Source organism: Asaia bogorensis NBRC 16594, from assembly GCF_001547995.1.
Classification (GTDB): Bacteria; Pseudomonadota; Alphaproteobacteria; order Acetobacterales; family Acetobacteraceae; genus Asaia; species Asaia bogorensis.
On sequence record NZ_AP014690.1, the window covers coordinates 1,998,099 to 2,012,739 of the forward strand.

The 14,641-nt window shown below is 61.3% G+C and carries 10 protein-coding genes; 6 read left to right on the top strand and 4 right to left on the bottom strand.

Annotated features, from left to right (window positions below; translation table 11 throughout):
* The first annotated feature begins 25 nt into the window (after positions 1–25).
* Positions 26–2,833, top strand: coding sequence for a [protein-PII] uridylyltransferase (locus tag Asbog_RS08955; RefSeq protein ID WP_146926379.1), 2,808 nt, complete (start codon positions 26–28; stop codon positions 2,831–2,833).
* Between the two features lie 56 nt (positions 2,834–2,889).
* Here the strand turns inward: Asbog_RS08955 and Asbog_RS08960 are convergent, their stop codons facing one another.
* Both Asbog_RS08960 and Asbog_RS08965 read right to left on the bottom strand, forming a co-directional pair.
* Positions 2,890–4,701: a tetratricopeptide repeat protein gene (locus Asbog_RS08960; RefSeq protein WP_062164861.1), complete on the bottom strand. Its 1,812-nt coding sequence runs from the start codon at positions 4,699–4,701 to the stop codon at positions 2,890–2,892.
* Between the two features lie 65 nt (positions 4,702–4,766).
* A complete protein-coding gene (locus Asbog_RS08965; RefSeq protein WP_023978462.1) occupies positions 4,767–5,117 on the bottom strand; it encodes a DUF3147 family protein in 351 nt (116 codons plus the stop codon).
* A 149-nt stretch (positions 5,118–5,266) separates the two neighbouring features.
* Here Asbog_RS08965 and Asbog_RS08970 point away from each other — a divergent pair, with 149 nt between their 5' ends.
* The 5 genes from Asbog_RS08970 (at position 5,267) to Asbog_RS08990 (ending at position 11,535) form a co-directional block, all read left to right on the top strand.
* A complete protein-coding gene (locus Asbog_RS08970; RefSeq protein WP_062164862.1) occupies positions 5,267–6,406 on the top strand; it encodes an L-dopachrome tautomerase-related protein in 1,140 nt (379 codons plus the stop codon).
* Between the two features lie 73 nt (positions 6,407–6,479).
* Positions 6,480–7,886 carry a threonine synthase gene (gene thrC, locus Asbog_RS08975; RefSeq protein WP_062164863.1) on the top strand — a complete coding sequence of 469 codons (1,407 nt, stop codon included), beginning with the start codon at positions 6,480–6,482 and terminating at the stop codon, positions 7,884–7,886.
* Between the two features lie 128 nt (positions 7,887–8,014).
* Complete coding sequence (locus Asbog_RS08980) at positions 8,015–9,280, top strand: M16 family metallopeptidase (protein ID WP_062164864.1); 1,266 nt, start codon at positions 8,015–8,017, stop codon at positions 9,278–9,280.
* Positions 9,277–10,620: a TldD/PmbA family protein gene (locus tag Asbog_RS08985; protein WP_062164865.1), complete on the top strand. Its 1,344-nt coding sequence runs from the start codon at positions 9,277–9,279 to the stop codon at positions 10,618–10,620. Before Asbog_RS08980 ends, Asbog_RS08985 begins: the two co-directional genes overlap by 4 nt.
* A 9-nt stretch (positions 10,621–10,629) precedes the next feature.
* Positions 10,630–11,535 (top strand): Tim44 domain-containing protein, encoded by a 906-nt coding sequence (locus Asbog_RS08990; RefSeq protein ID WP_062164866.1) that lies wholly within the window; start codon positions 10,630–10,632, stop codon positions 11,533–11,535.
* An 874-nt stretch (positions 11,536–12,409) separates the two neighbouring features.
* On the opposite strand, the gene Asbog_RS08995 is transcribed toward Asbog_RS08990, so the two are convergent.
* The gene (locus tag Asbog_RS08995) at positions 12,410–13,351 is read right to left on the bottom strand and encodes a heme o synthase (protein ID WP_062164867.1); all 942 of its coding nucleotides are present in this window, start codon (positions 13,349–13,351) and stop codon (positions 12,410–12,412) included.
* Complete coding sequence (locus Asbog_RS09000; protein ID WP_146926378.1) at positions 13,348–14,541, bottom strand: heme-copper oxidase family protein; 1,194 nt, start codon at positions 14,539–14,541, stop codon at positions 13,348–13,350. Before Asbog_RS09000 ends, Asbog_RS08995 begins: the two co-directional genes overlap by 4 nt.
* Positions 14,542–14,641 lie beyond the last annotated feature (100 nt).

Below are 14,641 nucleotides of genomic sequence, written 5' to 3' on the forward strand. Positions count from 1 at the left end.
TAACGCCCCTGACCGACGGATCTTAATGCGCGAACCCATCTCCCTCCTTGAAACCGACATGCAGTCAGCCCTGACCACGGCCCTTGACCGTGTGCGTCAGCCGGATGGCTCTGTTTCACGCGAGGATGCCGTCAGCCTCTTCCGCCGTCATATCGGTCGTCATCACGGCGAGATCCGCAGGCTTTTCGAGGGGCGCCAGCTCAAGGGCATTGCTGCCGCGTCAACTCTGGCGCAGCTGATGGATGGAGCCATCGCGAGCCTTTTCGACCTGTCCCGCGCGGCGGCCAAGGCCCCGGCAGACGGCCTCAGCCTCTGTGCTACGGGTGGCTATGGCAGTGGCCTTCTTGCCCCCTATAGTGACATCGATCTGCTTTTTCTCACCGACGAGATCCCCGCGCCCGAAACGACCGCGCAGATCGAATACATGCTGTATTTCCTGTGGGATCTGGGCGTTCGAGTGGGTCATGCCACGCGGTCCATTGAAGGCTGCCTGCAAGCGGCTGCTGAAGATCTGACCATACGCACCACCCTTCTGGATGCGCGACGGATCACCGGGGCAGAGCGCCTGTTCGTCGAACTCGGTGCGCGTTTCAGCCGTAGCGAAGCAAACGCCTTGTCTTTTATCCATGACAAGATCGACGAGCGCGAGAAACGTCATAAACGTTTCGGCGACAACCCCTATATGGTTGAGCCGAACATCAAGGAGGGACGCGGCGGCCTGCGTGACCTCCAGACCCTGAACTGGATGACGCGGGTCTTTCAGGACAGCAGCGACATCAATCCCGCCCATCCTCACCGCCCGCACGAACCCGTTTTCACGACATTAGGGCTCCTGACCGAGCAGGAAGCCAACCGCGCACGACGCGCCTGGAATTTCCTCTGGACCATCAGGCTGCATCTTCATTACATCGCCGGAAGGGCTGACGAGCGTCTGGCCTTTGACGTCCAGCCTGTCATTGGCGGCCGTATGGGCTATGCCGGTCATGGACGACAACAGGGCGTCGAGCGCTTCATGCGCCACTACTTCCTCACCACACGTGAGGTCATGCGCCTGACCCGTATCCTCGAACCCAGCATCATGGAACGCCTGCAAGGCCCTGTTCGCGAGGCCCCCTATCAGGGAACGATCCTGACGCCCGCAGATGCCAGCCATTTCCGACTGATCAATGACCAGATCGCGCCCGCGGATGCGCAGTGCTTCGAGAACGATCCGCGCCTGATGGTCCGGATGCTCGATGCGGCATTCCAAGACAATCTGGAACTGCATCCGACCGCCATCCAGCAACTCATACGCAATGAGCGCCGGATTGCCTCGCTGCGTGACGACCCGATGACCATGCGGGTGTTTCTGTCGCTTCTCATGCGCCCGACAGAGATGAACCGGGAACATGCCCGCCCCAGCGGGGCAGACTGGCTCACCATTCTCAACGATACGGGATTTCTTGGCGCGTTGCTGCCTGACTGGTCGCGTATCGTCGGACAGATGCAGTTCGATACCTATCATATCTATACGGTCGATGAGCATAATATCGAGGCCGTGCGTATGCTTGGCTGGATCGAGGCCGGGGCCATGGCGGATGAAATTCCGCTCGTTTACGATCTGGCTCGCGACATGCAGTCGCGTCGCGCCATGTATGTGGCCACGCTTTTGCATGACGTTGCCAAAGGGCGCGGTGGCGATCACTCGGTTCTCGGCGCAGAGGTGGCACAGCATGTCTGTCCGCAGCTTGGGCTGGATGCCGAAGAGACCGAGACGGTCTCATGGCTCATCCTGCATCATCTGCTTCTGAGCCAGACCGCTTTCCGTCGCGATATTGACGACCCGCGCACCATTCTCGACCTCGCGGACATCATCCAGTCTCCAGAGCGCCTCCGCCTGCTGCTGCTGCTCACCATCGCCGATATGCGTGCCGTAAGCCCGAATGTCTGGAATGCCTGGAAAGCGACCCTGCTGCGCGAGCTCTACAGCCGCGTTGCCGAGGTGCTTGAAGGAGGCCTGGCAGCGACAGAGCGCGACGAGCGTGTAAGCCACGCGAAGGAACTGGTGCGTGACGGCCTGCTTCAGCAGGGTGTCGCCGCCGATCAGGCCGAGCACTTCCTGACACTGGGCTATGCGGGTTACTGGCTGGGCTTTGACGCCGATACCCATATCCGCCACGCACGACTGGTTCTTGATTCCGAAATCCATTCGGCTCCGCTGACAATCGAGGCGACCCCGATCCCGCAGCGTGACGTGACCGAAATCACCATTTTCAGCGCCGACCACTCAGGGCTGTTTTCACAAATCGCCGGTGGACTCGCTGTTGCCGGTGCCTCGATCGTCGATGCCCGTATCCATACGCTCAGTGATGGCATGGCGCTTGATACGTTCTGGGTGCAGGACAGCAACGGACGCGCCTTTGACACGCCGCTGCAACTGGCGCGCCTGAACAGTCTGATCGAGCAGGCTCTTTCGAGCCGCCTCGCCATCGGTGCTGAACTTGACCGCCTTGCCGATCAACGCGCGACACGCCGCATGAGAGCCATCCATGTTCCGGCCCGTGTCGTGATCGACAACCGCGCCTCGGAGCGTCACACGATCATCGAAATCAACGGGCGCGACCGCCCCGGACTGCTATACGATATCACCCGCACCATCAGTGAGCAGTCACTGCAGATTTCCTCAGCACATATCACGACCTACGGCATGCGGGCGGTCGACGTTTTCTATGTGCGCGATCTGGTAGGGACCAAGGTCACCTCCGAAACCCGTATGGCTGAAATCCGTACTGCCCTGCTGGCAACCATGAATCAGGACGATACCACCCGGCCGCTCAAGCCCGTCGCGGCCTGAGCGATAGCGCGCGCCTTGGGGATAACGATCAGGCGCGCCGATGTTCAGAGCGCCGGTTATTTGCTTTCCCTGTCACGCAGGGCCTGAGCGACACGTGTCACCACGACAGGCCACGCCTCAGCAGGCGGTGCGTGATCGACAGGGCGGAACACCCGTGTCCTCGCGTACCAGTCAGGCCCCTGCCAGCGCCAGTCTCCCCCGACGCGGTCGAGAAGCCAGAGCTCCATGCCCGCCGATCCCGCCACGTGGGCCAGCAGACTATCCACGCCGATAATCAGCTCGCATCGGGCCATTTCCCTTGCCGTGTCGAGCAATGTGGAACCAACGCCCTGCGCCATGCCAAATGCCGGGGCCGCCGCACGCTCCCCTTCGGCCTGAAAGCTGACGAACTCATAACCAGGCACAGCGACCAGCGGCGCGAGCATCGAAACAGGCAATGAACGACGCGCATTGAAGCGATAGGTCGGACTCCCCGCATGAAAAATACCCACGCGGCCCGGCTCGAGCGCAACCCCAAGATCAAGGATCGGCTTTGCGTCGATATGCTCTACACCCAGTACGTGTGGAAGGCTCAGCATCGGGCAAAACAGCGTTGCCTCGCCATCAAGAACGACACGACCTGAACGAAGAAGCGGCGTCAGGGATGGCATAGCGCGAAGTAGCCCCTGGAGCGGTGCCGGCATCGACAGGAGGAGCGGTGCCCGCTCAGCCGCGCAGGGCACAAAGCGCAGGAACTGCAACGCGTCACCCAATCCCTGCTCGGCCTGGATGCAAACGCGTTGAGCGGTTGCCTCACCCGACCAGCGCGGCAGATCTGACGGTAGCGGTGTGAGAGCGAGCCTGTGCTCGAAATTGGCCCAGCCCTGGGCGTAATCGCCACGGGCCAGCTGGAGTACGCCGAGATTGAACCGTGCACGATGAAAGGCCAGAGTCCCGGCTGCGTCGCTGACAGCTGCGCCAGTGGGGGGCGGCTGCGGCACGGCGCAGAAAGCCTGCTCGGCTTCATGCTCCCTGCCGATCTCGGCAAGAAGCGTCGCATGGTTCCCCTTGATGCCTGCATCGTCAGGGGCATGAGAGAGCGCCTGAGTAAAAAGGCTCTCTGCCTGAGCGAAAGCACCGAGCGCATGATAGACGAGGCCCAGATTATTGAGCGTCTGCGCGCTTGGCACATCGAGCGATAACGCTGTTTGCAGGGCGGTCAGCGCCTCGCTCATGGCACCTGCCTCAAAACACGCTGCGCCAAGATTGGCATAGGCTGCCGCCTGTGCCTGCCGCAGAGTCTTGTCAGCGTCTCTGGCATGGCCTGCATTGCTGTCGTAGCCAGCACCGACGGACAACCGGGCGATCAGTGCCTTGAACGTCTCGGATGCCGTCACGAAGTCGCGCTGCGCCATCAGGAAGGCGCCGCGGCGAGCGAGCAACGAGGCCGGGTCGGCAGAGAGAGCGAGTGCCTCACGGAATTCACGTTCAGCCTCGTCACCCTGTCCGCTGCGATGCAGCAGTTCTGCGAGAAACGCCTTGCCCCTGAAATCGCGCGGCTCAAGCAAAAGGGCCACGCGACAGACCGAGACCGCTTCTCGCAGGTGTCCGGCCTCATCCAGCGCCGCAGCAAGCGTGATGTGAAAGCGCGATTTCTCGCGGTCATTCTTTTCCAGCTGAAGGGCCTGCGCGGCTGAAGCAATGGCCACGCGGGGCTGCCCCAAGGCACGCGCCACGCAGGCCAACCCATGCCACGCCCCCGCACACTCGACATCGACTGCGAGTATTTCCCGAAAGATGGCCTCCGCCTGCACGGTTTCCCCACCTGCGAGAAGGGCAAGACCCGTATCAATCCGTGAGGCGTGAGCCCTTGAGCGCGTATCCGACATGATGCTGATCATGAAACGTCTCGGCGCCTGTTACAACCGCGCGAAGCACCCGGGTCAACGCGCGATTACAGGACAAGCCCGAAGCGCGGCCCGATCCATGTCACCGCAAGGTAGAGTACGATCGTCAGCAGGCAGCCAGCACCGAGGGCGGGCCAGAACCCCACCCCGTGCCGAAGCAGCGCCGGGATAAGGAGGAACATGGGCAAGGAGGGCAGGACGTACCAGAACGTCGCCTCCGCATGATCGGCCATGTTGGCCGCGTCGGGCCTGTCACGCCACAGCCAGATCATGCCCAGCACGGATACCAGCGGTAATGAGGCGATCAGCGCGCCGAAACCGGGAAAGCGACGCGCCACAATCGAAGCGCAGGCAATCAACACACCCGACAGGGCTGATCTGACAAACAGAGCAAGCACGAACCGTTTCTCCCCTGCGTGACGGGTTACTTCCCCGATCGGCAACATATCTTCTGGCCCTTTGGCATATCCGCCAATCCGATGGCGGCAAAATGCTGCTCTTGAAACAGATGGTTTTGCAAGGGGGCCGATTGGCCCTAAAAGGAGACATGGTCGCCTTCTCACGCTCTCTGCCCAGCCGCTTCCTGCCCCCACGCCACCCGCTCAGATTCCGTTTCCGAGCGATTTCGGCAGTTGCCAGCCTTGCCCTGCTTGCCCATGCAGCACCGGCGAGAGCGTCTCATGAGCGCCCTTGGGTTGCCGATACCGAAGGCGCGCGTGTGGTTGCGACAATCGATCTGCCCGAGGCACGCCGCTGGAAACAGGCCCTCCCCCTCAAGAACAACCGGATCGTCCTGCTATGCGACGCTACGGAACAAGGCGTCGGGTCCGGAAATAACTGCCTGATGAGGCTGAGCGCAGATCAGACTTCGAAGCCCGTCGCCTCGCCCCTGACGATCGTATGGCCGGAAGGCGGCACAGAGCCTCACGTTAACACGTCTCTCTTGCCCGTTGCCCTCGCTTACGGCACTGACGGTACGCTGTGGTTGCTCGACGGGGGCGCAGACAAGGCCGCGCCGCGCCTGATCCGTTTTGACCCGACATCAGGGCGGGTCCTCCAGACGCAGGAGATCCCCGCCGAAGGATACACGCCCCAATCCCGCTTCACGGCATTCGCCGTTCATGGCGACATGGCCTATCTGGCTGATGAGGGTGGCATTGCCCTGACCGTGCTTGACCTCAGACGTCATGCTGCCACGCGGTTTTTCGCTGGCTACCCCACATCTCGCGGGCATGTGCCCCTGACCATCGATGGCCACTCGGTACCGGGCAAGGACGGGCATCCCCTCACGCGCGACCTTGCCTATCTGGCACTCGAAACCAACGGTCAATGGCTTTACGAGCTGGCCCCTACCGGGCCGATCTACCGCCTCTCCGCCGATCTGCTGAACGATCCTTCCGTGACCCCGTCCGAACTCATGGAAGGGGTGACGCAATGGCGTGGCACGCCCACCGTCAGCGGGATCACGATCGATGACAAGGCCACGCTCTATCTGACCGATATCAGCGCGGGACGCGTCCTGAGTTTCGACACCGCACGGCATCCGCATATCCTTCTGTCATCGCATGAACTGGTCGGGGCCGGTATGCCGCAATGGGTGCCGGGCGAAGCCGGGCACAGCACCACGGGCGCGGGGGAGCTTTACATTCCGGTCGGATCCAGGCTGTTGCGCATTGCCCTGCCCTGAAATACGGGCCATTTCTTCTTTTTCGTCTTTTTCTCGCCCCCGGTTTTCCAGCCAAGCAATCATGAAGGCCATCATGCAGTACCGTTCCACCCGCGGCGATGCGCGCCCGCGCTCCTTTTCAGACATCCTGCTCGCCGGTCTGGCAGAGGATGGTGGGCTGTACATGCCGGAAACCTGGCCCCGCTTCACGGCAGATGAGTGGCGCGCCATGCGCAGCCTCTCCTATCCTGATCTGGCCGCAAAAATCCTCTCGGTCTTTGCCGCGGGCAGCATAGACCTGCCGACATTGCAGAAGCTCTGCGCGAAGGCCTATGCCGGTTTTTCGCATGCCGCCATCGCGCCGCTGGTAGAGGTCGAGAACGGGCTGTTCTCGATGGAGCTGTTTCACGGCCCCACCCTCGCCTTCAAGGACATGGCCATGCAGCTGCTTGGCCAGCTTTTCGAGCATGTCCTGACGGAGCGCAACCAGCGCGTGACGATCGTGGGCGCCACGTCGGGCGATACCGGCTCTGCGGCCATCGAGGCTTTCCGTGGCAGCCCACATCTCTCGGTTGCGATCCTGCATCCGATGGGCCGCACATCGGATGTGCAGCGCCGCCAGATGACGACTGTTCACGATGACAACATCCTGAACATCGCCGTCGAGGGGACATTCGATGATTGTCAGGATCTGGTGAAGGCCATGTTTGCCGATACCGGCTTTCGCGATGAGATCGGCCTTTCCGCGGTCAATTCGATCAACTGGGCACGCATTGCCGCACAGATCCCGTATTACGTGCGCGCTGCCCTCATGATGGGTGCGCCTGATCGCGAAGTCTCATTTGCCGTTCCGACGGGCAATTTCGGCAATGTGCTCGCGGCCTGGGCGGCCAGCCAGATGGGGCTGCCAATCCGCCGTCTGTGCATTGGCTCGAACCGCAACGACATTCTTACCCGCTTCCTGACCAGCAACGACATGAGCATGCGCGCCGTTGAGCCAAGCCTGTCGCCCTCGATGGATATCCAGATTTCATCCAATTTCGAGCGCCTGCTGTTTGAACTGCTCGATCGCGATCCGGTTGCCTGCCGGGAAACCATGCAGAGTTTCCGCCAGACAGGCCGCATGAGCGTCGATCCTGCCGTATGGAACCGTGCGCGTGAGCGTTTTGGCGCTCTCATGCTCGATGATGAGGCAACGCTGGGCGAGATGAAGGCGCTGTGGGACAATTCGCTCTATCTGGCCGACCCGCACAGCGCGATCGGACTGGCTGCTGGCCGTCAGGAGCAGGAGCCGGGAATTCCGATGATCGTGGCCGCCACGGCCCATCCAGCCAAGTTCCCCGATGCTGTGCGCAAGGCCACGGGTATCGACCCGGCGCTACCGCCGCATCTGGCGGATCTGTTCGCCCGTGAAGAGCGTTACGAAACGCAGCCCAATGAGCTCAACCTCGTTGAGGATGCCGTAAGGCGTCATCTGGCCGGTCACGTTCACGCGGCCTGACATCCGGGCAGGCATCAGACACGCCCTGGCACGATCATCCAGCGCGGGGGGCTAGGATTTTGCCCTCCGCGACGCCATCTCATTTTACAGCCCCCGTTTTCCTTCGATTTCAGGACCATCACCACTCGATGACCGATCCGATTACCGTCACCACCCTTCCCAATGGCCTCACTGTCGTAACCGAGAGGATGGAGCGCGTCGAAACCGTGTCCTTCGGGGCCTATGTTGCCACCGGCACGCGCAACGAAAGCGCAGAGGAAAACGGTGTTTCGCATTTTCTGGAGCATATGGCCTTCAAGGGCACGCAGCGCCGTAGCGCCGCACGTATTGCCGAAGAGATCGAGAATGTGGGGGGGCATATCAACGCCTACACGGCCCGCGAGCAGACGGCCTATTACGTCAAGCTTCTGAAGGAAGACCTTCCGCTCGGTATCGACATCATTGGTGATATCCTTACCCACAGCACGTTTCTCGATCAGGAAGTCGAGCGCGAGCGCGGTGTGATCCTGCAGGAAATCGGTCAGGCGAACGATACACCTGACGACATCATTTTCGACCATTTTCAGGAAACGGCTTTCCGCGATCAGCCTATGGGGCGTCCGACCCTGGGCACCGAGGGGCTCATTGCCTCGATGAAGCGCGAGACCATGATGCGCTACATGCAAACGCATTATACCACGCGTAACATGGTCATCGCCGCAGTCGGCAATTTGCAGCATGATGCCGTGCTGGAAATGGTGCAGGAGCATTTTCGCGATCTTCCCGACCATCAGCCACCCTCACGTGAGGGATGCACCTATCTCGGTGGCGAGCATCGCGAGAAGCGCGAGCTCGATCAGGCGCATATCGTGCTGGGCTTTCCCTCGGTCAGCTATAATGACCCGGCCTATCATGCGACCATGCTGCTCTCGACCGTCCTTGGCGGGGGCATGTCCTCGCGTCTGTTCCAGGAAATCCGCGAAAAGCGCGGCCTTGTCTACTCGGTTTATTCCTTCGCCCTGCCCTTCCTCGATAGCGGGCTTTTCGGCATCTATGCCGGAACGGGCGAGCAGGAGGCGGCAGAGCTTGTGCCGGTCCTGCTGGACGAGTTGCGCCGTATCGGCGATGGCATCAGTCCGGAGGAAATTGCCCGTGCCCGTGCACAGGTCAAATCCTCGCTTCTGATGTCGCTGGAAAGCACGGGCAGCCGCTGTGAGCAGATCGCCCGCCAGATGCAGCTTTTCGGGCGGATTATCGACACGAGCGAGACCGTGGCAAAAATCGATTCTGTGGATGAAGGGGCCATGATCCGCGCCGCCGAGACACTGTTTCGTGCCCGCCCCACGCTCGCAACCATTGGCCCGGTGGGGGCCATTCCGTCATTTGAGGCCATCAGCCAAAGGCTTGTTGCATGAGCAAGGACCAGGAGCGTCTTTCAGACCTGATCGAAGCCGCAAAGCGCGCCGGAGCCGATCGGGCCGATGCGCTCATGGTGGCCTCGCGTTCGGTTTCGGCCATGTGCCGTCAGGGCGTACCGGAAGGGCTGGAGCACTCCGAAACCCTCGCGCTCGGCCTGCGCGTGTTCGTTGGTAAACGCGCGGCCAGTGTTTCGGCCACGGCACTCGACCCGAGCCGCTTCGAGGCGCTTGCCCAGCAGGCCGTTGCCATGGCGCATGTCGTGCCTGAGGATGCTTGGGCCGGTGCAGTCGATCCCGACCGGCAGGGCGTGTACGACATCGCGGCGCTCGATATGGTCGATCCGACCGAAGCCCCGAGCCTCGATGCCTTGCTGGCCCGGGCGCGCGAGGCCGAGGAAATCGCCCTCGGCATCAAGGGGATCACCAATAGCAATGGCGCCTCAGCGGGCTATAGCCGCGTCGAGATCACCCTGGCTGAAAGCAGCGGTTTCAGCGGCGCTTATGCCCAGACCAGCCATAGCAACGGCATCAGCGTGCTCGCCGGTGACGGGCCGAGCATGCAGCGTGACTATGCCGGACATAGCACGCGCCATCTGACCGATCTGGATAGCCCTGCGCTGCTCGGACGCGAGGCGGCCGAACGAGCTCTCGCACGCATGAACCCGGTCAAGCCGCGCACCGGATCATTCCCGGTGGTGTTCGACCCACGTGTCTCATCCAGCCTGCTCGGCCATCTGGCGGGTGCCATCAATGGCTCTGCCATCGCACGCGGCACGTCGTTTCTGTCCGGCCACAAGGGCAAGCGCATCCTGCCGGAAGCCCTAAGCGTCATCGATGACCCGACGCGCGCCCGCGGCCTGCGCTCAAAGCCTTTCGATGCCGAGGGCCTGCTGCCCAGCCCTCTCGCCTTTGTTGAAAATGGTGTGCTTACGGACTGGATTCTGGATGGTCGCTCGTCCCGCCAGCTTGGTCTGATCAATAACGGTCGCGCCTCGCGCGGGGTGGGTGGTCCCCCCTCTCCGGCAGTCGGCAACTTCTACCTGACGGGCGGAACGGGATCACGCGCTGCGCTGATGGAGGACATTGTCGAGGGCATCTATGTGACCGAGATGATGGGGTCTTCCATCAACGGCCTGACAGGCGATTACAGCCGTGGCGCGTCGGGTTTCATGATTCGTCAAGGTCAGCTTGCGGAACCTGTCGCCGAGTTGACCATTGCAGGTAATCTCATCGAGATGTTCGCGGCCCTGCGTGCCGCCGACGATCTCGTCTTCCGCCACGGTGTCGATGCCCCGACACTAAGGATCGACGCCATGAGCGTTGCCGGAAGCCAGTAAGGAGTTCTCATGTCACGCCGCCTGTTCCGCGCCTCTCTTCTGCTTGTTGCCCTTGCCCCGCTTCTGGCCGCCCCGGCCGATGCGCGCCCCGGTGGCGGTCGCTCCATGGGAAGCCGGGGAAGCCGCACCTATTCTCCCCCGCCCATGACTCAGACCGCGCCTTATCAGGCCCGGCCCATGGAGCGAAGCTATACCCCCTCATCCCCGTCACCAGGGTATAGCAACCCGATGCAGCGCCCGATGGGCCAGCCTTACGGCTTTGCACAGCGCCGCCCCTTCATGACCGGCTTTGTGGGTGGCCTGCTGGGTGCCGGCCTGTTCGGCATGCTGTCAGGGCACGGTTTTCTTGGTGGTATCGGCGGGGGGCTCTCCTTCCTCGGCCTGCTATTCCAGATTGCGCTGTTCGGTTTCATTATCGTGATGGTGCTGCGCTGGCTTGGCAATCGTCGCCAGGGTGGTGCCAGTGCCCCTCAGAGCCCCGGCTTTTCCGGTGGTGCCGGGGCGCCGGCCGTGACACTGAACAACAGCGATTACCAGAACTTCCAGCGCCTTCTGCTCGACATCCAGGCTGCCTGGAGTGCCCAGAACATGCGGGCGCTTTCCAGCATGGCCACGCCGGAGATGGTGTCGTATTTCAACGAGCAGCTGGCCGATTATGCCAGCCGTGGTGCACGCAATATCGTATCGGACGTGCAATTCATGCGCGGCGATCTCTCGGAAGCATGGCGTGAGGGCAACCTGACCTATGCCACCGTTGCCATGCAGTATTCGCTGTATGACGTCACGACCGATCAGCTCGGCAACGTCATTGATGGCAGCAAAACCGAGCGTCAGGTGGTGACAGAGCTCTGGACCTTCGTACGTGCCGATGGACGCGGGAACTGGGTACTTTCCGCCATCCAGCAGGTTGGCTGAAACGACGGCCAAGGCCGCGTTTGTGCCGGGCCAGGTCGGGTAATCGCTGACGCGGGAGGATGGGTAACTCCTACCGCGTCTCACCGCTCCTAGAACTGAAGCCGGAGCCCCTGAGGGCTTCGGCTTTTGTGTATGGGGAAGTCACCGAAGCTCCCCTTCGGACGGGGCACGCTTTGGACGATCGACTGCGTTGTCCCGACATTGACGAGGTGCGGGTTTGCCCCCTTTGACGCGAAGGGGGCGCATTGAGCGGATTGTCGGGGCATCGACGATAATCCGTACCGGATATGCCAGCCCCACTTGTCTGTGTCTGGTATTCGGACCCGACGGCACTCGGACACATCCTCCCAACGCGCAGCCGTTCTTTTCAGATGCCAAATCGTCGTTGGTCGTATTGGCTGATCGTTATCACGACGTAACGCTGCCCTCACCATCACGGCTATACCGCCCCTCAACCTCTTTGTCTGCCTATGCAATGACTCGCGGCGGCTTCTGCCTCGCAGCACCGCCAGCGTTGTCTCAGACCCTTTTGAAGAGTCGAGCATCGTCCCGATCAGAGGGATAGTAGCGGCCAACCAGAACGATGCTGGCCCCGGCCCTACAAACATATCCGGCAGCCGGAAGACCCACGGGAATCAGTGGCGTTGCTGCGGCCCTATCCTCATCGTTACCTTAAGGCAGCACCACAGGCGTGAAGCCTAAGTAGCGGATCTCTCGTACCCCTCTGGCGCGGGATCGGGCCGCAGTTGCAAGAGCGCCCGCGGGTCTCAGAGACGCAAATAGGTCAGGGCGAAAAGAGAGATCATGACCAGTGACAGACCACCCAGCAGGCCCATGATCCGCCCCTGACGGCGCACGGCGAGTTCGTTTTTCATCATGGAAACAACACCCGATCGATCAGCAGGGCTGAAAACAGAAAGAACAGATACGCCAGCGAATACCGGAAGGCATAGCGGGCAGGCTTGTCAGCCGTCAGGCTCACCCCGGTCTCGTCTTGCTTGTCGAGCAGAACACGCAAGGCAAATCCCACAAAACCCAGCCCGAGAACCGTGGCGCTCACCGTGTAGATCAATCCGCAAAGATGCAGAAAGGACGGCACCAGAGACACAGCCAGCAGGATCAGCGTGTAGATGAAGACATTCCAGCGCGTATGACGAGCCCCCTTCACCACGGGCAGCATCGGGATGCCAGCCTTCGTGTAATCCTTGCAGGCGTAGAGCGAGAGCGACCAGAAATGGGGCGGCGTCCACAGGAACACGATGGCAAACATTACCACCGGCAATACGCTCATGGAGCCTGTAGCCGCAGCCCAGCCGATCATGGGCGGAAAGGCTCCGGCTGCTCCGCCAATCACGATATTCTGCGGTGTGCTCCGCTTTAGCCACATGGTGTAGATGACGGCATAGAAGAAAATCGAAAACGCCAGAATACCCGCAGCGAGAGCATTGCTCGCCAGCCAGAGCAGAGCCACAGAAGCCAGCGACAGCACAACGCCATAGATAAGGGCGCCATCGGCATCCATACGGGAGTCCGGAATGGGCCTCACCGAAGTCCGCTTCATGATCGCGTCAATATCGCGGTCATACCACATATTGATGGCACCGGCCGCCCCTGCTCCGACGCATATGCAGAGCATATCGATCAGACCGAGCGGAACCGAAGGCCATGTCGGTGCCACGGCCATGCCCGCCACACCTGTGAACACAACCAGCGAGATGACACGCGGCTTCAGCAGCGCAAGCCAGTCCCTGAGCGTCGCCCCTTGAAGGCGATCGAATCCCGGCTCGACATGCGGCAATGATTGTGAGGCACTCATGAAAGGTCGACCTTCGCAGGCTCACGCAATGGCATGATCAGTCTGACGCCCAGACAGGCAACACAGCAGAGTGAGACCATCATGCCGGCCTCGCCGATATGCCGTAGCATGGGCAGAAACGGGATCATGGCCAGCACCGCTATACCCATCGAAACAAGATGAAGACGACCGAGCCAGAGAGGTGCGGCCATATCGCCCAGCCGGGCCTGCCAGCGATAATAGCAGCCAAACAACGCAAACACCGCGCCAAACAGCATGGCGGAATGAAAGGCCTCCGGACGGGCGGGAAAGAGATAGAGCACCCACCCCGCAGAGAGCAGGAGCAACGCCGGAAAGCTCCAGGAGAGCGCATAGGTCATGGTGAAGCTGCGACGCCATAGGGAAGCGCAGATCAGCCCCATGATCCCGAAACAAGGGAGTGCAACGCCTGCCCCCAGAAGCCACGCCTCGGAAAGCCCCGGCACGATAACTCCATGCGCCCAGACCACCGATACACCAAGCGTCGGTACCGCCATAAGCAGTGGCAGAACGATCTTGGCACGGGTTGAATGGAAGGAAACGAGGTTTGCAATCGCCCCGAGGGCGAGTTGCATGACAAGGGCCAGTACGGGAACCTGGATACGACCAAGCCATACGCCAGCCACAATTTGCGCATCCCCGCCCGCCACGAGGTCATGGCACAGGCCAGCCAGCACAACAGGGACGATGACGATCAAGCCAAGTGACGCGAGAAGTTGTGACCAGGTAAAGGGCGACAGGTCACGAAAGCGCACAACGCGACACTCGAGACATTTGACGATGGTCGACAGCGCCAGCAACACAACACCAACCGACCAAAGCCCCATCGAGACGGCAAACAGGTCAGGTCGTGAAACACCGCCAAGCGCGCAGAGCGCCCCGAGGAACATTGCGACAAGAGCCACACGGTCAAAACGGACCATCAAGGACGGGAGGGATGTCAGCTCACCCGGCAGGATCAATCGTCCCATGCCGCCTAGAAAAGCCGGGATCAGGACAAAAAGATCGAGCAGCAATCCATGGCCCAGCGCATGGGTTGGGCCGGTATTCTGGGAAACAAACCCGAGGAAACCACCTGCGAGACCGCAAAAGAGCGCCAGGGCGAGAAAAGCAGCACCATCGGCCCGCAATGTCAGACCCTCGCGGCGTCTCGAAATCGGCAACTGTAACAAGACCCGTTCCTTATTCCGTCCTGGGGGTCCTCATGCCATCAGCATCGGAAAGGGACCCTGAGATCAAGGCCAGTCTGGTATGATTTGTCGGGCACAAACG

What these genes read in the sequence shown, in the direction of transcription:
- thrC (WP_062164863.1), top strand. Translation starts at nt 6,480, where the DNA reads ATGCAGTACCGTTCCACCCGCGGCGATGCGCGCCCGCGCTCCTTTTCA.
- Asbog_RS08970 (WP_062164862.1), top strand. Translation starts at nt 5,267, where the DNA reads ATGGTCGCCTTCTCACGCTCTCTGCCCAGCCGCTTCCTGCCCCCACGC.
- Asbog_RS08990 (WP_062164866.1), top strand. Translation starts at nt 10,630, where the DNA reads ATGTCACGCCGCCTGTTCCGCGCCTCTCTTCTGCTTGTTGCCCTTGCC.
- Asbog_RS08985 (WP_062164865.1), top strand. Translation starts at nt 9,277, where the DNA reads ATGAGCAAGGACCAGGAGCGTCTTTCAGACCTGATCGAAGCCGCAAAG.
- Asbog_RS08960 (WP_062164861.1), bottom strand. Translation starts at nt 4,701, where the DNA reads ATGTCGGATACGCGCTCAAGGGCTCACGCCTCACGGATTGATACGGGT.
- Asbog_RS08995 (WP_062164867.1), bottom strand. Translation starts at nt 13,351, where the DNA reads ATGAGTGCCTCACAATCATTGCCGCATGTCGAGCCGGGATTCGATCGC.
- Asbog_RS08955 (WP_146926379.1), top strand. Translation starts at nt 26, where the DNA reads ATGCGCGAACCCATCTCCCTCCTTGAAACCGACATGCAGTCAGCCCTG.
- Asbog_RS08980 (WP_062164864.1), top strand. Translation starts at nt 8,015, where the DNA reads ATGACCGATCCGATTACCGTCACCACCCTTCCCAATGGCCTCACTGTC.